This window comes from Pseudomonas sp. SWRI92, assembly GCF_014268685.1.
In the GTDB taxonomy this organism is placed as follows: Bacteria; Pseudomonadota; Gammaproteobacteria; order Pseudomonadales; family Pseudomonadaceae; genus Aquipseudomonas; species Aquipseudomonas marvdashtae.
In genome coordinates this window covers 125,939-146,268 of the sequence record NZ_JABWQY010000008.1, presented here as the reverse complement: position 1 = coordinate 146,268, position 20,330 = coordinate 125,939, and the positions used below count along the sequence as shown (strand labels likewise).

Genomic DNA, 20,330 nt, shown 5'->3' with positions numbered 1-20,330 from the left:
AGGGAGCGACTCAATGGAAACTACACGCGAGAAGCTCGACCAACGCCAACATACCGCCAGATCACCGCTGGATATCGCCATCACTTTGCTGATGCTTGGCGCGATAGCGCTGGTGATCTGGCTTTCGTTCACGAACCGCGCTTCCTGGCCAGACCTCTGGCCAGACTACAGCCACATGGTATCCAACCTGCCGCAACCAAGTGCCTGGTTACGCTGGGTGCTGGGAGATATCAGCGAGGTTGCGTTCTACAAACATGAGTTCGCCTCTATTGGGCTGCTCGCCGGAGCGTATCTGGCGTACCGGGCCAATCGGACCGGAAAAGCCTGGCAAGGATTTTCCATCTGCTATGGCAGCGGCCTGTGGCCTTGGCTGATTACCAGTTCGCTGCTTGGGCTATTGCTGAGCAACCTGCTGTGGGGCTGGACCGTTACCGCCACGGCCTGGCAGCCCACGTTTGCGGCTTTTGTTTCATTGCCGGCGGCGATGGTGCTGATGTTTGGCGGCGGCTGGAAGATTGCGATCAATGGCGCAATCATGGGCGCTTTGCTCGTCACCCCGGCGTGCTTATTAATCGTCAATTACGTCTGCAATCCACTTGGGCTACCGGTGGTGATCGGGAATGTCTCGGGGATGGCTATCGCCAGCGTCATTGCGTTTCTGCTCTGTCGCTACCTGCCGAGCCTGGTGAAGTCGCAGGCATCCGGGAAACCCTGCGAACCGCCACCAGCACCCACCAACGCCAAGGCGCCTGACTACGGTGTCGTCTGGAGTTTGCGCCGGGTTTTGGCAGATTTTTCAGAGGCGCCATTCTTCGGCAATGAATGGGCCAGCCTCGGTCTGATACTGGGCGCGTTGCTGGCTTTCACCTTGAACCCAATGAGCCCGGCTTACGGCTCGGGTTTATTGCCCCAACTGATCGGTGCACAGGCGCTGACTTCGGCGCTGGGTGTGGTGATATGGCGTCGACAGTGGATATTGCGAGGATGGTACCCCACCTACATTCCGCTGGTATCGGTCGTGCCGGCAGCGGTTTTGACCTACGGCGCCAGTTGGCAGGTGATTGCCGCAAGCGCGTCGCTGGGTGCATTGATTGCGCCACCATTGGCGTGCGCAATTGCTAAGCGGTTACCAGCCGACATGCATGCCTTCATCGCAAATGTCCTGTCGATGGCCATCAGTACCTTACTCATCATTCCGTTTATCGGACTTCTGATAGCCAACTGAGCCTTCACGGCATGGCTGTATTGCGGCCTTGAGGCGGATACAGCCATTTCTACTACAAGTAAGCGAGGTGTATATCATATGGATCTGCCCAAACTGGCCATCGCGTCAATTGGCGGCACCGTGAGCATGCGGGCCCAGGCCGCCAGCAAAGGCGTGATCCCGACCGTCAGCGGTGAAACCCTGATGGCTGCGGTACCGGAGTTGACGAGTTTGGCACACGTCAACGTCGAAACCCTCGGGATGTTACCGAGCGCTTCACTGAATTTCGATTTTTTACTGAGTGTCCTCAGCTGGGCGAACTATCAGATTGAGCAAGGTGCCGTGGGTGTTGTCATCACGCAGGGCACGGACACGCTGGAAGAAAGCGCCACATTTTTCGATCACCTTTGGAACCATGACGAGCCGTTGGTGCTTACCGGCGCCATGCGCTCGGCTGCCCAGGCAGGGGCCGACGGACCGGCGAATCTACTGGATGCTTGCCGGGTTGGCTTGGCCGACAATAGCCGTCGACGTGGCGTTCTGGTGGTAATGAACGGGCAAATTCACCCGGCGCACGCAGTTCGCAAAACCGATTCAATGGCATTGCAGGCATTTTCTTCACCCATCGTCGGCCCGGCCGGTCTATTGTCGGAGGGTAAAGTTCACTATCTGCGCCCCACTCTGCCGCGCAACGTCCTGCCCTTGCCGCAACATACGACACAGAAAGTTGCCTTGCTACAGGCGTCGCTGTCTGCCGACACACTGTTGCTGGAAAACATTCTCACATTAGGTTACGACGGGTTGGTGATCGCCGGTTTCGGTGCTGGACACCTTTCGGAAACCTGGGCTGAGGCGATTGATGATATCGCCAAGAAAATCCCGGTCATCATTGCAACTCGCTGCGGCTCAGGACCCACGGCTCGTTCAACTTACGGGTTCAAGGGCGGCGAGATGGATTTGATTCGCAGAGGCGCATCGATGGCTGGCTTTGCCTGTCCACGCAAAGCCAGGATTCTCTTGTGGCTACTGATTGGTTGCCGACGACAGGATGATTTGGCTCGCTATCTGAAAGAGGACATCCGGTGTCAGCAGCCTTGAGACTTACCTGAATCATAGTGGTTTGAGGGGCTGCTGCGCACCCCGGCGGGAGCAAGCTCCCTCGCCACAATGATTCAGACAAACCCAGAGCGAACAGCATGACGGCAATCGCAGGACTTTCGGATTCGCCAATCCCCTAAGGCTTATGCGCCCGCGACAGGAATTCGTGGGATTGCATTTCCAGCAGACGGCTCAGGGTCCGCTGGAATTCGAAGGTCAGGCGACCGCCGGTATAGAGATCCTTGAGTTCGACTTCGGCCGAGATGATCAGCTTCACGTTGCGGTCGTAGAACTCGTCGACCATGTTGATGAAGCGGCGAGCGATGTCGTCAGTGGTGACGCTCATCTGCTCGACGCCGCTGATCAGCACGGCGTGGAAGATCTTGCCCAGTTCAATGTAGTCGTTCTGGCTGCGGGGACCGTCGCAGAGTTCGCGGAAATCGAACCACGCCACGTCGTCACAGGTGCGGATGGCACGGATCTCGCGGTTCTCGATGATCAGCACATCGTTTTCCACCGCCTGGGTGCATTCCGGCGTCAGGGCGCGGAAGCTCTTGCGCAAGCTCTCTTCAGCGGCGGCGTCCAACGGGAAGTGGAACAACTCCGCTTGCTCAAGGTGACGCAGGCGATAGTCCACACCGCTGTCGACGTTGACGACTTCAGTGTGTTCCTTGATCAGCTTGATCGCCGGGAGGAAGCGCGCGCGTTGCAGGCCGTCCTTGTACAGGCCGTCCGGCACGATGTTCGAGGTGGCGACCAGGGTCACGCCGTTCTTGAACAGCTCTTCCATCAAGGTGCCGAGGATCATGGCGTCGGTGATGTCGGAAACGAAGAACTCATCGAAGCAGATCACCCGGGTCTCGTCGGAAAAACGCTTGGCGATGAGGGTCAACGGGTTCTTTTCGCCGCCCAGGGTCTTCATTTCCTCGTGCACACGCTTCATGAAGCGGTGGAAGTGCGTCCGGGTCTTTTCCTTGAACGGCAGCGCTTCGAAGAAGGTGTCCACCAGGTAGGTCTTGCCACGGCCGACGCCGCCCCAAAAGTACAGGCCCTTGACCGGCGCCTGGTCTTTTTTGCCGAACAGTTTGCCCAAGAAGCCCGGCTTGTTGTTCGAAGCGGCAATCAAGTCGTCGTACAGGCGCTGCAAGTGCCGCACGGCCGTTTCCTGGGCTGCGTCGTGGAAGAACTCCGGGCGTTTCAGATCAGCTTGATATCGTTCTAGGGGCGTCATATTCGTTAGCAAGGCAACAAAAACGGGCCGTCACTGTAGCGATGGCCCGGAAGAATGGCAATCGGCCCTTTTTCGGGCCGATGGTCGGATAATGCCTGGGATCAGTCCTGCGCAGGCGTCAGGGCGACACGCAAGGCGTCGATCGCCGCGTCCCGGGCGCTGCTGTCGGCGAAAACCGGGCTGTTGGCCACGCATTCGCCGTCGAGCCAGACGCTGAAACCCAGGTCGTCATTGCGTACGTCCAGCGGCTGGCCAGCTTGCAGTTGCTTGGTCACTTGGCCTGCGGTCTTGCCGTCAGCGAAATTGCTCGAGAGCAACAGTTGCTCGCCATCGGCCGACAGCAGGCGGAAGCGGAAGCTGCCATCCTCGTCGCGGAAACTGACGAAACGTGCCGCCTTGGCTGCTTTCTTTTTAGTCTGGGTGGCGACTTGGACCTGACTGACGAAGGACCGCAGGCCAACGGCCTCACGCAGTTCGTTGAGGAACGGCGTTGCCACGGCCCGGGCCTTGCTCGCGCCCAGTTGCAGGATGTCTTCAAGGTCCGATGGACGCTCGATGAACTGGTGATAACGCTCGCGCGCTTCACCCAGCTCGCTGTCGAGCAACTGGAACAGGCGGTTCTTCGCCTCGCCCCACCCCAAGCCCTGCAACAGCTCGCTACGGAATTCGGCGGACTGCGCCGGGGTGGCGAACGCCTGGAACAGCGTGAACAGATGCGAATTGTCCGGATCCTTGGCTTCGCCCGGCGCGCGGGAGTCGGTGACGATCCGCGAGATCGCGTCCTTCATGTCCTTGGCGCTGCTGAACAACGGGATGGTGTTGTCGTAGCTCTTGGACATCTTGCGACCGTCGAGGCCCGGCAGCGTGGCGACGCTTTCTTCGATCAGCGCCTCGGGCATGGTGAAGAACTCCTTGCCCTGGCCGAACAGGTGGTTGAAGCGCTGGCCGATGTCGCGGGCCATTTCCACGTGCTGGATCTGGTCGCGGCCGACCGGCACCTTGTGGGCGTTGAACATCAGAATGTCGGCAGCCATGAGGATCGGGTAGCTGTAGAGGCCCATGGTGACGCCGGCGTCCGGGTCTTCGCCGGTCTCGACATTCTTGTCCACCGAGGCCTTGTAGGCGTGGGCGCGGTTGAGCAGGCCCTTGGCGGCGACGCAGGTCAGCAGCCAGGTCAGTTCCGGGATTTCGGGAATGTCGGACTGGCGATAGAACGTCACGCGTTCCACGTCCAGGCCACCGGCCAGCCAGGTGGCGGCGATCTCCAGGCGCGAACGCTGGATACGCAGCGGGTCGTCACATTTGATCAGGGCGTGATAATCGGCCAGGAAGTAGAACGAATCGGCATTGCTGTCGCGGCTGGCGAGGATCGCCGGACGGATGGCGCCGGCATAGTTGCCCAGGTGCGGGGTGCCGGTGGTGGTGATGCCGGTCAGGATACGGGTACGCGTCGTCATGGGTTTATCGCTTGTCAGACTGCTGTCAATTCGAGAGGCGCGGCAGGAGCAGATCCTTGAGATCGGTCAGCTTGCCATGAAAAAAGTGTCCGCATTCTGCCACTTTCAGCAGCTCGTGGGGGCGCTGCAGCGTGTCGGACCATTCGTAGACAAGCTGGGGATCGACGACTTCATCGGTTTCAGGCTGGATCACCGTCAACTCACCACCCGTCGGCAAGGGCGAATGTTCATCCAGGCGCATCACGGCAGGTGCGACCATGAACAGGTGCTTGAGCGCCTGGCCCTGGGCTTGCAACCGACCGCCGAGGGTCGCGGCGACGAAACCACCGAACGAGAAACCGAACAGCGTGAGCGGCAACTGGGGATACTTTTCCAGCAGCCAGGCGGCCGCGGCTTGGGCATCGTCCACTTCGCCGGTGCCCATATCGTGACTGCCAGCACTGGCACCCACGCCGCGATAATTGAAACGCAACGTAACCAGGCCGGCGTCGCGAGCGGTACGTTGCAGGGTCGAGACCACCTTGTTGAGCATGGTCCCGCCCTGCACCGGGTTCGGGTGGCAGATCAGCGCCAGGCCACGGGGCGCTTCGCTGTCCAGATACAAGGCTTCCAGTTGGCCCACGGGGCCATCGATGAATACAGGGGTTTCGCGCATAAGCAAGGGAAAGAACTCCGTGACCCCGAATAGGGTCGACTCGTCTAGCTAAAAGTCTGTGCCTGGCATGATTGCGATGTTCTTCGCGGTATACAGCGCAGGTCCGAGCCGTTAACGTAAAGCAAAGCCGTTTATAGAGGAAGGACTCGTGGAACACTCGCTCTTAGTTTGGCTGTTGCCGACTCTTGCCCTGGTTGCCGGTGTCGCCATTGGATTCCTGGTTGCCCGACTGCTGCCCAACGCGGTGCCCAACAGCACGCAGCGTCAGCTGGACGACATCCAGGAACGTTTCGACAGTTACCAGAATGAAGTGGTCACTCACTTCAACAGCACCGCGTCCCTGGTGAAGAAACTCACCCAGAGTTACCAGGACGTCCAGGATCATCTGTCCGAAGGCGCCAACCGCCTGGCCCTGGACGAACAGACTCGCCAACGTCTGCTGGCCGCCCTGCAAGCCGATGCGGCGCAGACGCCACGGGAACGCCTGACCCCACCAAAAGGGATCCAGGAACCGCCACGGGACTACGCCCCCAAGGCGCCGAATTCACCCGGCATGCTCGATGAGCATTACGGGTTGAAGAAGTAAATTTCGAGCGACACCCAAAAAGCCCGCCCGATCGCATGATCGGGCGGGCTTTTTATTGGTTCTATTTTCTCACTTCAATTTGATTCCCCCACCACAGGGATTGGTGTCCTGAGGCATCTCAGTTAAGCCAACACCTCACCCGCCACCTGGTCGATAGCCCCCTTGGTGATGTCGACGATCAGGTCAGCCTCTTCGCGGGTCAGGATCAGCGGTGGGGCGAAGCCCAGGATGTCACCGTGGGGCATCGCGCGGGCGATCATGCCGCGCTCCAGGCAGGCGGCCGAAACCTTCGGGCCAACTTTCAGTGCCGGGTCGAACGCCGTGCGCTGTTCACGATCGGCCATGAATTCCACCGCCGCCAACATGCCATCACCCCGGACTTCACCCACCAGCGGATGACCTTCAAGGGTTTCACGCAACCTACGGTTGAGGTAGCCGCCCACGTCTTCAGCGTTGGCCGTGAGGTTTTCCCGTTCAAGAATGTCGAGGTTGGCCAGGGCCGCCGCCGCGCAGATCGGGTGTCCGGAGTAAGTCCAGCCATGGCCCATCGCGCCTTCGGCCTGGGAGGCTTTTTCAATCACGCTCCAAACTTTTTCGCCGATGATCACCGCCGACAACGGCGCATAAGCACTGGTCAGCCCCTTGGCGGTGGTGATCAGGTCCGGCTTCATGCCATAGCGCTGGCTGCCCATTTTCGAACCGAGGCGGCCAAACGCGCAGACCACCTCGTCGGCGATCAGCAGCACGTCGTACTTGTCCAGCACGGCCTGGATTGCATCCCAATAACCCGCTGGCGGAACGATGATGCCGCCAGTGCCCATCACCGGTTCGCCGATGAACGCCGCGACGGTGTCCGGGCCTTCGGCGAGGATCATTTTTTCCAGCTCATCGGCGCAATAACGCACAAAGTTCGCTTCGTCCATGCCCGCCGGGGCCTTGCGATACCAATGCGGACATACGGTGTGCTTGACGCCTTCCGCCGGCAGGTCGAAGTGTTGGTGAAAGGCCGGCAGCCCAGTCAGGCTGCCGGTCATGATGCCCGAGCCGTGGTAGCCACGGTCACGGGAGATGATTTTCTTCTTCTGCGGCCGGCCCAGGACGTTGTTGTAGTAACGCACCAGTTTGATCTGCGTTTCGTTGGCGTCGGAGCCGGACAACCCGTAATAAACCTTCTTCATCCCCTCCGGCGCCCAATCCATGATGCGGCTGGACAGCTCGATGATCGCCTCGCTCGAATGGCCTACATAGGTGTGGTAATAGGCCAATTCCTTGGCCTGCTTATAGATGGCGTCGGCGACCTCGGTGCGTCCGTAACCAATGTTCACGCAATAGAGCCCGGCGAAAGCGTCGATGAAATCACGCCCTTCATGGTCGCGAATGCGAATACCTGACGCGCTCTTGATGATCCGTCCCTTGAGCGCACCACTTGCGTGATCATGGGCGTGGGTCGAGGGGTGCATGAAATGCGCACGGTCTTGTTCGAACAGCGTGTTGAGTTCTTGGCTCATGCGGGCTCTCCTGGGAACTGGCCTTGATGGTGCAGGCAAAAATATTTGGTTTCGACAAAGGGCTCGAAGCCCTCGCTGCCACCCTCGCGGCCGAGGCCCGAGGCTTTCATGCCACCGAAGGGAATCGGGTGGCCGGTGAACTTGACGCCGTTGACCGCGACCATGGCGTGGTCGAGACGGCGAATCAGCGGATAAATGACGTCCAGGCGGTTCGAGCAAATATAGGCCGCCAGGCCGTACTCGGTGTCGTTGGCCATTTCGATGGCCTCGTCCAAGGTGTCGAACGGCATCACCCCGGCGATGGGCGCGAAATTTTCCTCACGGTAGATACGCATCTGCGGCGTGACATCGGCCAGCACGGTCGGCTGATAGAACAACCCGCCCAAGGCGTGAGCCTCGCCGCCCACCAGGCGTTGAGCGCCGAGGGCCAGGGCATCGGCGACACGATCAGCAGTCCCATCGAACGCCGCCTGGTGCATCAACGGGCCGACGTCCACGCCCTGCTCTTGTTGATCGACCATTGCCGGCCCGACCCGCAAGGCACGGGCAGCTTCGGCGAAACGCGCAAGAAATGCCTGATAGACCGGACGCTGCACCATGATCCGGTTGGCCGCACAGCAATCCTGGCCCGACGTCTGGAACTTCGCTTCGACGGCGACTTTCACCGCTAGCGCCAAATCGGCGTCGGCGCAGACAATGAACGGCGCGTTACCCCCTAACTCCAACGCGACTTTTTTCACGTCATGGGCCGCCGCTTGCAGGACCAATTTGCCCACTCGGGTCGAGCCGGTGAAACTCACCGAGCGCACGCGACGGTCCTTGACCAGGGTTTCCATGGCCATTTGCGGCTCGCCCAAGACCACGTTGAAGACCCCGGCGGGAAAACCTGCCTCCTCGGCCAGTTGTGCCAATGCCAGGGCCGAATACGGTGTTTCATGGGCTGGCTTGATCACCACCGTGCAGCCGGCGGCCAGTGCGGCGGCGGCCTTGCGGGTGATCATTGCCGATGGGAAATTCCACGGTGTGAGCAACGCGCAGACGCCCACCGGTTCCTTGAGGGTGCCCAAGTGAGCATTGAGGATGTGACTGGGGATGTTCTGCCCATACAGGCGTCGGGCCTCTTCGGCGAACCATGGAATGAAGCTGGCGGCATAGGCGATTTCGCCACGGGATTCGGCCAACGGCTTGCCCTGTTCCAGGCTGAGAATGCGCGCCAGGTCTTCACTGTGCTCGGTGATCAACGCTGCCCAGCGCCGCAGGATCGCGCCGCGAGTTTCCAGGCTCTGCTCGCGCCACGCCGGGAAGGCGCGATGCGCCGCGTCCACCGCCGCGACGATCTGCGGCTGATCGAGCATCGGCACATGACCGATGACCGTGCGGGTGGCAGGGTTGTGCACCGCGATGCTCTGGCCACTGTCGCTGTGGACCCAATGGCCGTCGATGTAGCAAAGCGCCTTGAACAGCAGCGGATGTTGATAAGGCATGACGTTCACTCCAGACCGTTTGCGTGATCCCATGCTAGGGCAGCGGCGCTCGGGATTTCGGGTGTTTGCGCGGGGTCAGACCTTGGGTTTTTTCTGGAAAGAACCTGCTGGAAAGTGGTTTCTGCGGTGCTCAGGAAGAAGCCGTCAACTCCGCTGGCAACGCGCCGGCGGTCTTGATGGTCTTGGTGACGATGTAGGTGAAATAGCGTTCGATGCCAAGGTCTTCAAGCAGCAGTTGATCGACGAAACGCTGGTAGGCATCAACGTCCGGCGCCTGGATCATCGCCAAGTAATCCACACCACCGCCGGTGGCGTAACAGAACGCCACTTCCGGCGCGGCGATCATGCGTTGCTCGAAACGGCGCATGTCCTGGGCGGTGTGTCGGGCCAGGGTGATTTCCACCAGCACCTGCTGACGCTTGAACACCGCGCCCCAATCGATCTGCGCCCGGTAGCCAATGATCAGGCCCGCCGCTTCCAGCTTGCGCACCCGCTCCCAGGCCGGCGTCACCGAGAGGTTGATGGCCTCGGCCAGGCTCGACTTGGTGATCCGCCCGTCCTCGGCGAGGATCTGCAGGATCTTCAGGTCGTAGCGATCGAGCTTGTGCATGGGCCGGGCTCTCCAGAAAATTCAAACATCACACCATCTCCCGTGGCGAGGGAGCTTGCTCCCGCTGGGCCGCGCAGCGGCCCCAATGTCAGAGTCGCGATGGCTCAGGCCAAAAAAGCGACGACTGCTTCGCAGCCGAGCGGGAGCAAGCTCCCTCGCCACGGGGTGGTGTGTCAGTTGAGGTGGATCACGCCAACACATCCGCAATCACCACCAGCGTATCGCCGCACTGCACCAACCCGGGAAAGTGCCGGGCCGCCAGCAGGCCGCTGCGAGCGGCGCGGTATTCGACCGGGGCGACGCCGCTGCGGGTGGCGTCGTAAATCCGCGCCACCACCTCGCCCTGGGTCACGTTTTCGCCGAGATCACGGCACATTTCCAGCAAGCCGTCGTGCTCACTGGCGATGAAGCAACTGGCGTCCGGCATGTCGAGTATCAGCGACGGTTGCAACTCGATCGAGCCCCGCAAGATGCCGGCGTGGACCAACAGGTTGCGCACACCCCGCTCGGCAATCGCCACGCTACGCGCGCTCGACGAACCGCCGCCACCCAGCTCGGTCGTGACGAAGACCTTGCCTTGCGACTCGGCCGCGGTGTCGTACATCGACCCGGCGTCCAGCTCAAGCATGCGCATGCAATACGGCGCGTTGAATGCCAGCATCCCGGCCTCGCAACGGGCCTGCTGCGTTTTGTCAGGCAATACATGGCAGGCGGCGAAGGGCAGGAAATCCAGGGTCCGGCCACCGGAATGGATGTCCAGGACAATGTCCGCCAGCGGCAACAAGGTGCGATTGAAATAGTCGGCGATTTTCTCGGTGACGGTGCCGTCCGGCCTGCCGGGAAAACTGCGGTTGAGGTTGCCTTTGTCGATCGGCGAGGTCCGGCGCCCGGCATGAAACGCCGGGGTGTTCATGAACGGCACGATGATCACCCGCCCGCTGACGTCTTCGGCGCTCAACTGCTGCGCCAGCTTGCTCAGGGCCACTGGGCCTTCGTATTCGTCGCCGTGGTTGCCGCCACTGAGCAGCGCCGTCGGGCCGCTGCCACGCTGGATCACAGTGATGGGAATCATCACCGCGCCCCAGGCCGAGTCGTCCCGCGAATACGGCAACTTGAGAAAACCGTGCTGCACGCCCTCGCGGCTGAAGTCGACCGTGGCGCTGATGGGATTGTTGGGCACGTCAGGCATGGCTCAATCCTTCACGAACAGTTGACGGGGCACGTTGCACAGCGTCTCGACGCCGGTCTCGGTGATCAGGATGCTCTCGGTGATTTCCAGGCCCCAATCGTCCATCCACAGCCCCGGCATGAAGTGGAAGGTCATGCCCGGTTGCAACACGCTGTTGTCGCCGGGGCGCAGGCTCATGGTGCGCTCGCCCCAATCCGGTGGATAACTGATCCCGATGGGGTAACCGCAACGGCTGTCCTTGTGGATGCCGAATTTCTCCAGCACCTTGAAAAACGCCACGGCGATGTCGCCGGTGGTGTTGCCCGGCTTGGCCGCATCCAGACCGGCGGCGATGCCTTCGACCACGGCTTTTTCGCCGTCGAGGAAATGCTGCGGCGGCTTGCCCAGGTAAATGGTCCGCGACAGCGGGCAGTGGTAACGCTTGTAGCAACCGGCGATTTCAAAAAAGGTGCCGGCGCCCTTCTCGAACGGTGAATCGTCCCAGGTCAGGTGCGGCGCGCTGGCATCGGCGCCGGTGGGCAACAGCGGCACGATGGCCGGGTAGTCACCGCCATGGCCGTCGGCGCCGAGGATGCCGCTGCTGTAGATCTCCGCCACCAGTTCGTTCTTGCGCATGCCCGGCTCGATCCGCTCGAGGATCCGGCCGTGCATGTTCTCGACGATGCGCGCGGCGATGCGCATGTAGGCGATTTCCTGGGGCGACTTGACCGCCCGCTGCCAATTTACCAGGCCAACCGCGTCCACCAGTTTCGCCTCGGGCAGGTGCTTTTGCAGCGACAGGTACGCGGCGGCGCTGAAGTAATAGTTGTCCATCTCCACGCCGATGGTCAGCGCGCCCCAGCCACGGGCGATGATCACCTCGCGGGACAGGTAGTCCATCGGGTGGCGCTCGCGGGACTGCACGTAGATGTCCGGGTAGCCGACGATGTTGTCGGCCTGCATGAATACCGTGCGCTTGGCGCCGTTGGCATCCTGGCCGCGACCGAACCACACGGGTTCGCCGTCCAATGCAAGCAGCACGCACTGGTGCACATAGAACGACCAACCGTCATAGCCGGTGAGCCAGGCCATGTTCGACGGATCGGTCACCACCAGCAGCTCCAGGCCCTGGGCCTGCATGGCGGCCCGAACCTTCGCCAGGCGCTGGGCGTATTCCTCCCGTTTAAACGGAAGATTGACGACTATCTCTGACATCCATCTGCCCTCTGATCAATGACGCACGAATGAAAAATGGTTAGCGGCCGAATGGGAAACCCGTGCCCGCCGCCCGCGCCCGCTCGAACGCCAGGTTGGCGATGGCGGTGTCCTGGGCGCCGGTGCCCGTGAGGTCGCACAGGGTGATTTGCGACGGGCTGATACGTGCGGCCCGTTGCCCCGCCAGCACCCGCCCCAGCTCCAGAAGCGCCAGGTCATCGCGAACGGTGCCGGCCGCCAGGGCGTGGTGCAACTCGCCGAGCACGCGGGTCTGGCTCAGGCGATCGGCGACGTAGCAATCGACAGCCGCCAGGGCTTGCGGAGAAATTTCGTTCTTGTGTTCAGCGTCGGAGCCCATCGCGGTGATGTGCAGGCCGGGGCGCAAATGGCGCGCCTCGATCAGCGGCTCGCGGCTGGGGGTGCAGGTGATGGCGATGTCCACCCCCTCCAGGGCTTCGTCGACCGTGCGACACGCGGTGACCGATAATCCGCTGGCGCGCGCCAGTTCAGCGCTGAACGCCTTGGCCTTCTCTGCGTCCCGCGCCCAGACCCGCACCTCCTCGATAGGTCGCACCAGCCGCAGCGCCTGAAGCTGCAACGCCGCCTGTTCGCCGGCCCCGATCAGCGCAACGCTGCGGCTGTCTTCGCGAGACAGGCACCGCGCCGCCACCGCCCCTGCCGCTGCCGTTCGCACGGCGGTGAGGTAGCCGTTGTCCAGCAACAGCGCCTCCAGCAAACCGGTGCGCGCCGAGAGCAGCATCATCATGCCGTTGAGGCTGGGCAGGCCGAGCTTGGGGTTATCGAAAAAACCCGGGCTGACCTTGATGGCGAACCGTTCCAGGCCTGGCAGGTAAGCAGTCTTTACGTCCACTTCGCCGTTATGTTCGGGGATGTCCAGCCGCAGGATCGGCGGCATCGCCACGGCGGCGGTGGCCAACAGCACGAAGGCCTGTTCGACGGCGTCGATGCTGGCCAAATCCAGGGCCACGCAACTGCGCAAGTCGGCTTCGCTCAATAGGGTGACTTCACTCATGACAGGCTCCGTTAACGGGTTATCAAGCGTTGGCGCCAGCGATCACGCGGGCATGTTGTTCGGTGTCGACGTTGCGCCCGCTGAGCACCACCACAATCGGGCCACGCGGTTCGACCAAGCCGTCGAGCAACGCCGCGATACCCACCACGGCAGCGCCTTCGAGCACCAGGCGTTCTTGGTGATAGGCGTGGCGGATGGCGTTGGCGATCGAAGCTTCCGAGAGCAGGTGCATGTCATCGCTCAGTTGGCGCGCCATGTCGAAGGTGTAGCGGTTGTCCAGGCCAATGCCGCCGCCGAGGGAATCGGCCAGGGTTAGCAATTCTTCGACGTCCACCGGGTGTCCGGCGGCGAGGCTGGCGTGCATTGCAGCGCCTCGCGCCATGCTGATGCCGTGGACTTGTATCGCTTGATTGGCGCTTTTGAGCGCCAGGGCCACACCGGCAAACAAGCCGCCGCCGGACAACGGCACCAGCACCTGGGCCACGTCGGGTTGCTGTTCAAGGATCTCCAGGCCGAGGGTGCCTTGGCCGGCGATGATCGCTGGATGATCGAAGGGCGGCAGGAAGGTCGCGCCCTCATCTTTGGCAATGCGTTCGGCTTCGCGCTGGGCATCGTCCTGGGACTGGCCAACGATGCATACCTCGGCACCCAGGTCGCGGATCGCCTGCACTTTGTTGCCCGGCACGAGGTTCGACAGGCAGACAATCGCCTTGACCCCTTGTTGCGACGCGGCATGGGCCAGTGCCCGACCATGGTTACCGGTCGAGGCCGTCACCACGCCTGACGCCTTCTGCTCCGGGCTGAGTTGCGCCACGGCATTGCTCGCCCCGCGCAGCTTGAAGCTGCCAGTGATTTGCATGGATTCGAGCTTGAGATACACCGCCACGCCCATCAGTCGCGACAGGCTGGGAGAATGTTCCATGGGCGTGCGTCGCACCAGCGACTCGATGCGCTGGCGAGCGAGATAGACATCCTGTAGCTGCAACACTGCCATGACCGCGTCCCGAGCTGATGTGTTGGGCGCAGTCTAAGAGGGCTGGATTGTGGTGATGAATGTACTAGGGCAATTTAATTTGCATTCGTTGCGATTGAACGAAAGGCCCGAAGGTCACCCCTGTGGCGAGGGGATTTAGCGAAACGTCGCACCGCCCCGCTGGGCTGCAGCCCCCTACGTCATGGCTGACACATCGCAGTAAAGAGATCCTAGGGGCGCTTCGCACCCCAACGGGGATAAATCCCCTCGCCACAAAGGCGCGCGCAGTTCTTGAGTAAGCACCTGCTTCCACAGAGCACTGTCATCAGAAATCATGAATCTGCGGATATTGGTTGAAGATCTCGCGCATGCCGATCAGCGCATGGCGCATTTCTTCGTCGCTGCATTCGGCGCCGACGCACACCCGCACGGCACGGGGCTTGGGCGTCCCGCGTACGGTGAACGGGTCGGGCGACGTCACGGCGATGTGCTTGTGCCGCAGCGCCCGCACGAGGCTGTCCACTTCCCAATGCGGCGGGATGCCGATCCATGCGTTCAATGCGTGAGGGTGCTGGGCCAGCAGGTGCTCGCCCATGTATTCGGTGACCATCGCCTGGCGCCCCGCCAACAGGCGTCGCTGCAAATGCACCAGTGATTCGGCGCGCCCATCGCGGATCCAGCGGGCGGCGATCTCCGAGACCATCGGCGTGGCCATCCAACTGTTCACCCGCAGGATGCTCTCGGTGCGCAGCGCCAGGCGCTTGGGCACCACCAGGTAACCGATGCGCAGACCGGTGAGCACCGACTTGGTCATGCTCGTGCAGTAGAAGGACAGCTCCGGCAGATAATGGCTGATGGGCGGCGCGCGGCGTTCGTCCAGCAGCGGACCGTAGACGTCGTCTTCGATGATGTGCACGCCGAAACGCCGCGCAATCTCGGCGATTTCCCGGCGACGCGTGTCGGGCATCAGGCTGGTGGTGGGGTTGTTCAGGTTCGGCGTGCACACCAGCGCGGTGATGCGCTCGTTGCTGCACATGTCTTCGAAATGTTCCGGGTCGATGCCATGGCGGTCCATCTCCAAACCCTTGAGGGTAAAGCCCAGCACCTGGGAGTTGCCGATCACGCCGTGGTCGGTCACGCCCTCACAGAGCACCACGTCGTCGGGGCCGGCCAGTGACGCCAGGGCAAGGAAGATCCCGTGGGCCGCGCCGTTGGTGATCAGGATATCGTTGCGATCAACCTTGAGCCCCTGGCGACCGATCCATTGAGCCGCCGCTTCGCGATGGGATTCAAAGCCTGCGATCGGACGAAACGCGTGGATCCACGGCTGGTCTTCTTCAGTGCTCAGCTCGGCGCAGGTGTCGCGCCAGAATTGATCGTGCTCGCGGGTGTGCAGGATGCGCGTGATGGAAAAATCCACCAGGGCGCGCTCGGGGCTGTCGAGGATGTAAGTGGCGACCCGGTCGCTCATGCGCCGCGAGACGAAACTGCCACGCCCGACCTCACAACGCACCAACCCCTGACGCTCCAGTTCCTTGTAGGCATTGGTGACGGTCTGCACGCTGATGCCCATGGCGTCGGCCACTTGCCGTTGCGGCGGCAGGCGCTGGTCGTTGGCCAGGGCGCCCTGCTCGATGTCGTCGGCGATGGCCTGCACCAGTATCTTGTATTTGGATTCACCACTGCGGGCGACGTCCAAGGCTGATTTCCACTTATCCATAACGCTGCAACCCGCGTGTGTACTGGTGCGCACAGCATTGCGCGGCAATCGCTGCAAAGCAATTGTCCTAGTGCAATACAATCAGCGCCGGGGCTTTTGTATGCTCGGTCCAAGGTCGTCATCCAGGCGGGTTCATCGCCCCGACAAAAAGCCGGATCGACCTGTACCGGCGCCGTTATCGATTCCAGGCCTCGCCCGGGTCCGCCGCTGTACGCTTTGCTCTTGTCACACTGCCTCCTAACACAGAACCGTCCACCGACGGATCCACAAGAAACAGGAGATTTTATCGATGAGCAATTTTCTTCCCGGCACCTGCGCGCCCCTGCGCCGGCTCTTGTTGACCTGCGCGGTGCTCGGCCTGGCCGGCACCGTTCAAGCCGCGACCCTGGACACCGTCAAAAGCAACAGCAGCATCCGCATCGGCTATGCGAACGAAACCCCGTTCGCCTTCACCGAAACCGACGGCACCGTGACCGGGGAATCGCCGGAAATCGCCAAGATCATCTTTGCCAAAATGGGCATCAAGCAGGTCAACGGGGTGCTTACCGAATGGGGTTCGCTGATTCCGGGGCTGCGCGCTGGTCGCTTCGACGTGATTGCCGCGGGCATGTACATCACCCCCGCGCGCTGCAAGCAGGTCTTGTTCACCGACCCCCAGTACCAACTGCCCGACGCCTTGCTCGTGGCCAAGGGCAACCCGAAAAAACTCCACAGCTATGAAGACATCGCCAAGCAACCGGACGTGAAGCTGGCGATCATGGCCGGCACAGTGAACCTGGCCTACGCCCGCGATTCCGGGGTCAAGGATGAGCAGATCCTCCAGGTCCCCGACACCACCGCGCAATTGCAAGCGGTGCGCGCCGGCCGCGCCGATGCTGCCGTCGGCACGCAACTGACCATGAAAGGCTTGGCCAGCAAGGGCGGCGACAAGGTCGAGGCAATGACCGAGTTCAAGGACGATCCATCCCACATCGGCTACGGCGCCCTGGCCTTTCGCCCCGAGGACAAAGACCTGCGCGACGCGGTCAATGCCGAGCTGAAAAAGTGGCTGGGCTCCGAGGAACACCTCAAGGCCGTCGCGCCATTCGGTTTCGACAAGTCCAACGTCACCAGCAAGACCGCGGCCGAGCTCTGCGCTCAGCCATAGTCGAACTGGCGTGCCGAAACGGGCATGACGCGCACGCGTGATGCCTGTTCCCTGCTTCATCGGATATCGGGTTGAACCATGGGCGAATTACTTCCGTTACTGATTCAAGGGGCCTGGGTCACGCTGCAGGTGACCTTCTTCGGCTCATTGCTGGCAATTGTCGCGGCGGTGCTCGCGGCCCTCGGTCGGCTGTCGCCGTGGCGCGCGTTGCGCTGGTTTTCGATTACCTACATCGAAGTGTTCCGTGGCACATCGCTGCTGGTGCAGTTGTTCTGGCTGTTCTTCGTGCTGCCGCTGCCGCCGTTCAACATCGAGCTGAGCCCGTACGCCGTGGCAATCGTCGGCCTGGGGCTGCACATCGGCGCGTATGGGGCCGAAGTGATGCGCGGCGCCATCAGCTCGGTCGCCAAGGGCCAATACGAAGCCTGCACGGCGTTGAATTTCAGCGGCTTCACGCGCTTCAAGCGAATCATCTTGCCGCAAGCGCTGCTAGCGGCCATCCCGCCGGGCACCAACTTGCTGATCGAGCTGCTGAAGAACACCTCGCTGGTGTCACTGATCACCTTGTCCGACCTGAGCTTTCGGGCGCGACAGTTGGACCAGGCGACGTTCCAGACCCTGGAAATCTTCAGCCTGGCGCTGGTGATGTATTTCATCCTCGCCCAGGCCATCAACTTCGGCATGCGCAGCATTGAGCGCCGGTTGAGCCGGGGCCGGATGCGTGGAGGTCTGTCATGACCCTGTTCGACTGGTCCTACGCGGCGCAAATCCTCCCGGATCTGCTGCGGGCCTCCCTTAATACCGTCGGCATTACCCTGATCGGTTTCCTGATCGCGATCGTCCTGGGGCTGTTCCTGGCGATTGGCCGGCGCAGTCGCAAGTTCTGGTTGTCGTGGCCGACCACGGCAGTGATCGAGTTCATCCGCAGCACGCCGCTGCTGATCCAGGTGTATTTCCTCTACTACGTGCTGCCCAACTACGGCTTGAGCCTGACGGCCATGCAAGTCGGCATTCTCGGCATCGGCCTGCACTACGCCTGTTACATCGCCGAGGTCTATCGCAGTGGCCTCGACGCGGTGCCGCGGGCGCAGTGGGAAGCGGTGACCGCGTTGAACATCGCGCCGTACGATGCCTACCGCAACATTATCCTGCCCCAGGCGTTGCGACCGATCATCCCGCCGCTGGGCAACTACCTGGTGGCGATGCTCAAGGACACGCCAGTGCTGTCGGCAATCACCGTGGTGGAAATCATGCAGCAGGCCAAGAACATCGGCTCCGAGCATTTCCGTTACCTGGAACCGATCACCCTGGTCGGCCTGTTCTTCCTCGCCCTGAGCCTTGCCTTGGCTTATCTGGTACGGCGCCTTGAAACGCGCATGGAGCTACGCTAATGACTTTACCTCTGTCCACGCCCACCGATTTGTCCCGGCGCAGCACGCTGGCATCGCAGCAGGAGGCCCCGGCCATGCAGATTCCGACACCGTCCCGGCCAATTGTGAGTTTCCAGGACGTGACCAAGAGCTATGGCAGCTTTACCGTGCTCGATCATCTGAACCTGGACGTCGCGCCCGGCGAAAAAGTTGCGATCATCGGCCCCAGCGGCTCGGGCAAATCCACCCTGCTGCGGGTGTTGATGACGCTTGAAGGCATCGACCAGGGCCAGATCCGCATCGAAGACGATTCCCTGACCCACATGCCCAACCGCAACGGCGTGCTGGTGCCGGCCAACGACCGGCACATCCGCCGGGTACGCGGCAAGATCGGCATGGTGTTCCAGAGCTTCAACCTGTTTCCCCACATGACCGCGTTGCAGAACGTGATCGAGGCGCCGGTGCAGGTGCTCGGCATGAATCCGAAGGAAGCCCGCGAGCGCGCGGCCGATCTGCTGGAGCTGGTGGGCCTGGGCAGCAAGCTCGACCATTACCCGTCGCAGTTGTCCGGCGGTCAGCAACAACGGGTGGCGATTGCCCGGGCCTTGGCGATGCGGCCCAAGGTGATGTTGTTCGACGAGGTGACTTCGGCGCTGGATCCGGAGTTGTGTGGCGAGGTCTTGAACGTGATCCGCAAGCTGGGCGCCGAGCACAATCTGACGATGCTGATGGTGACCCACCAGATGGGCTTCGCTCGGGAGTTCGCCGACCGGGTGTGCTTCTTCTACAAGGGGCAGATCCACGAGCAAGGCACACCGGCGCAGATCTTCGAGAACCCGCAGCAAGAGCGTACATGTGCGTTCTTGAGTGCGGTGAAAGAGGCTAACTAACCCCTAACCCATCACTCAAGTGAACACCTTTGTGGCGAGGGAGCTTGCTCCCGCTGGACTGCGCAGCAGGCCCAAAACCGACCGCCGCGGTGTGTCTGGAGGATTGAGGTGACTGGTCTGGGGGTTGCTGCGCAACCCAGCGGGAGCAAGCTCCCTCGCCACAAGGGCCCCAGCCACGAAAAAGGGGCCATGTTTCCATGGCCCCCGTTTCATTTACCGCCCAGCGATCACGGGTACTGCTGGTAAGTCTGCCCCTGCTGTTGCGGTGCCTGGTACTGCTGCCCCGGAATCGCCTTGAGGTTGACCTCGACACGACGGTTCTGCGCGCGGCCATTGACGTCGGCGTTGCTGGCGACCGGGTTGTCCGGGCCGGCTCCGCGAGCCGTGAGGTTGGCACCGCTCACGCCTTGCGACGTCAGGTAGGTCGCCACGCTCTGGGCACGACGCTGGGACAGGTCCATGTTGTGCTGGCGGCTGCCGGTGCTGTCGGTGTAGCCGACGATTTCAATCTGGTTCTGGTTGAACTCCTTGAGGGAGTTGGCCAGGTTGTTCAGCGGCTGGTAGAAGCTCGACGCAATGTTCGCCGAGTCGGTGGCAAAAGTGATGTTGCCCGGCATGATCAACTTGATCTGGTCGCCCTGGCGCTGCACTTCGACACCGGTATTGGCCATGCTGGCGCGCAGTTTCTTCTCCTGCTGGTCGGCGTAGTAACCGTAGCCGGCCGCCGAAGCCCCTACCACCGCCGCGCCGATCAATGCCCCTTTGCCACGGTTATCGTGGCCGATGGCCGCGCCCGCCAATGCACCGGCCAAGGCGCCGAGGCCGCCATACTTGGCGGTTTTGCTCATGCCGGAAGAATCGGTAGAGGCCTGGCCTTGGTTGTCATAGGGGTTGGGCGACGCACAGCCGGACAACAGGGCCACGGCAGTAGCGACAACGATCAAGCGACGCGAGGTGAACATGGAGATGCTCCTGGGTTTT

Annotated in this window: 19 protein-coding genes; 7 read left to right on the top strand and 12 right to left on the bottom strand. The window is 61.8% G+C overall.

The annotated features are described in order from the left end of the window. Positions 1–13 precede the first annotated feature (13 nt). On the top strand, positions 14–1,225 hold the full coding sequence (locus tag HU762_RS14995) for a hypothetical protein (RefSeq protein WP_186638280.1): 1,212 nt from the start codon (positions 14–16) through the stop codon (positions 1,223–1,225). A gap of 78 nt (positions 1,226–1,303) precedes the next feature. After that, positions 1,304–2,302 (top strand): asparaginase, encoded by a 999-nt coding sequence (locus HU762_RS14990; RefSeq protein WP_186638277.1) that lies wholly within the window; start codon positions 1,304–1,306, stop codon positions 2,300–2,302. Between the two features lie 136 nt (positions 2,303–2,438). On the opposite strand, the gene zapE is transcribed toward HU762_RS14990, so the two are convergent. The 3 genes from zapE to HU762_RS14975 all read right to left on the bottom strand — a co-directional run bounded on the left by zapE (position 2,439) and on the right by HU762_RS14975 (position 5,645). After that, positions 2,439–3,533, bottom strand: coding sequence for a cell division protein ZapE (zapE, locus tag HU762_RS14985; protein ID WP_186638274.1), 1,095 nt, complete (start codon positions 3,531–3,533; stop codon positions 2,439–2,441). Between the two features lie 101 nt (positions 3,534–3,634). After that, entirely contained in the window at positions 3,635–4,990 is a 1,356-nt protein-coding gene (locus HU762_RS14980; RefSeq protein WP_186638271.1) for a tryptophan--tRNA ligase, read from the bottom strand. A gap of 25 nt (positions 4,991–5,015) precedes the next feature. Next, positions 5,016–5,645, bottom strand: a complete 630-nt coding sequence (locus tag HU762_RS14975) for an alpha/beta fold hydrolase (protein ID WP_186638424.1) — start codon at positions 5,643–5,645, stop codon at positions 5,016–5,018. Between the two features lie 148 nt (positions 5,646–5,793). Between HU762_RS14975 and HU762_RS14970 the strand changes: the two genes are divergently transcribed. Further along, positions 5,794–6,231, top strand: coding sequence for a DUF1043 family protein (locus HU762_RS14970; RefSeq protein WP_186638269.1), 438 nt, complete (start codon positions 5,794–5,796; stop codon positions 6,229–6,231). 122 nt (positions 6,232–6,353) lie between these two features. Here the strand turns inward: HU762_RS14970 and HU762_RS14965 are convergent, their stop codons facing one another. From HU762_RS14965 to HU762_RS14930, 8 genes are all read right to left on the bottom strand, one after another. Continuing rightward, on the bottom strand, positions 6,354–7,739 hold the full coding sequence (locus HU762_RS14965; RefSeq protein ID WP_186638268.1) for an aspartate aminotransferase family protein: 1,386 nt from the start codon (positions 7,737–7,739) through the stop codon (positions 6,354–6,356). Continuing rightward, a complete protein-coding gene (locus HU762_RS14960) occupies positions 7,736–9,223 on the bottom strand; it encodes an NAD-dependent succinate-semialdehyde dehydrogenase (RefSeq protein WP_186638267.1) in 1,488 nt (495 codons plus the stop codon). Before HU762_RS14960 ends, HU762_RS14965 begins: the two co-directional genes overlap by 4 nt. A gap of 130 nt (positions 9,224–9,353) precedes the next feature. Continuing rightward, positions 9,354–9,833: an Lrp/AsnC family transcriptional regulator gene (locus tag HU762_RS14955; protein WP_186638266.1), complete on the bottom strand. Its 480-nt coding sequence runs from the start codon at positions 9,831–9,833 to the stop codon at positions 9,354–9,356. A 187-nt stretch (positions 9,834–10,020) separates the two neighbouring features. Next, positions 10,021–11,022: a N(2)-acetyl-L-2,4-diaminobutanoate deacetylase DoeB gene (gene doeB, locus HU762_RS14950; protein ID WP_186638265.1), complete on the bottom strand. Its 1,002-nt coding sequence runs from the start codon at positions 11,020–11,022 to the stop codon at positions 10,021–10,023. A gap of 3 nt (positions 11,023–11,025) precedes the next feature. After that, complete coding sequence (doeA, locus tag HU762_RS14945; RefSeq protein ID WP_186638255.1) at positions 11,026–12,216, bottom strand: ectoine hydrolase DoeA; 1,191 nt, start codon at positions 12,214–12,216, stop codon at positions 11,026–11,028. Positions 12,217–12,256: 40 nt separating this feature from the next. Next, a complete protein-coding gene (locus tag HU762_RS14940) occupies positions 12,257–13,249 on the bottom strand; it encodes a cyclodeaminase (RefSeq protein ID WP_186638248.1) in 993 nt (330 codons plus the stop codon). A gap of 22 nt (positions 13,250–13,271) precedes the next feature. Continuing rightward, a complete protein-coding gene (eutB, locus tag HU762_RS14935) occupies positions 13,272–14,243 on the bottom strand; it encodes a hydroxyectoine utilization dehydratase EutB (RefSeq protein ID WP_186638241.1) in 972 nt (323 codons plus the stop codon). Positions 14,244–14,547: 304 nt separating this feature from the next. Then, on the bottom strand, positions 14,548–15,942 hold the full coding sequence (locus HU762_RS14930) for a PLP-dependent aminotransferase family protein (protein WP_186638238.1): 1,395 nt from the start codon (positions 15,940–15,942) through the stop codon (positions 14,548–14,550). Between the two features lie 289 nt (positions 15,943–16,231). On the opposite strand from HU762_RS14930, the gene ehuB reads away from it, so the two are divergent. The 4 genes from ehuB (at position 16,232) to ehuA (ending at position 19,349) form a co-directional block, all read left to right on the top strand. Further along, positions 16,232–17,089 (top strand): ectoine/hydroxyectoine ABC transporter substrate-binding protein EhuB, encoded by an 858-nt coding sequence (ehuB, locus tag HU762_RS14925; RefSeq protein ID WP_186638235.1) that lies wholly within the window; start codon positions 16,232–16,234, stop codon positions 17,087–17,089. A 78-nt stretch (positions 17,090–17,167) separates the two neighbouring features. Next, complete coding sequence (ehuC, locus tag HU762_RS14920; RefSeq protein WP_186611011.1) at positions 17,168–17,827, top strand: ectoine/hydroxyectoine ABC transporter permease subunit EhuC; 660 nt, start codon at positions 17,168–17,170, stop codon at positions 17,825–17,827. Continuing rightward, positions 17,824–18,480 carry an ectoine/hydroxyectoine ABC transporter permease subunit EhuD gene (gene ehuD / locus HU762_RS14915; protein ID WP_186638231.1) on the top strand — a complete coding sequence of 219 codons (657 nt, stop codon included), beginning with the start codon at positions 17,824–17,826 and terminating at the stop codon, positions 18,478–18,480. The genes ehuC and ehuD overlap by 4 nt, the downstream gene beginning before the upstream one ends. A 74-nt stretch (positions 18,481–18,554) precedes the next feature. Beyond that, the gene (gene ehuA, locus HU762_RS14910; RefSeq protein ID WP_189664404.1) at positions 18,555–19,349 is read left to right on the top strand and encodes an ectoine/hydroxyectoine ABC transporter ATP-binding protein EhuA; all 795 of its coding nucleotides are present in this window, start codon (positions 18,555–18,557) and stop codon (positions 19,347–19,349) included. Between the two features lie 227 nt (positions 19,350–19,576). On the opposite strand, the gene HU762_RS14905 is transcribed toward ehuA, so the two are convergent. Next, entirely contained in the window at positions 19,577–20,311 is a 735-nt protein-coding gene (locus HU762_RS14905) for an OmpA family protein (protein ID WP_186611013.1), read from the bottom strand. Positions 20,312–20,330: the final 19 nt, after the last annotated feature.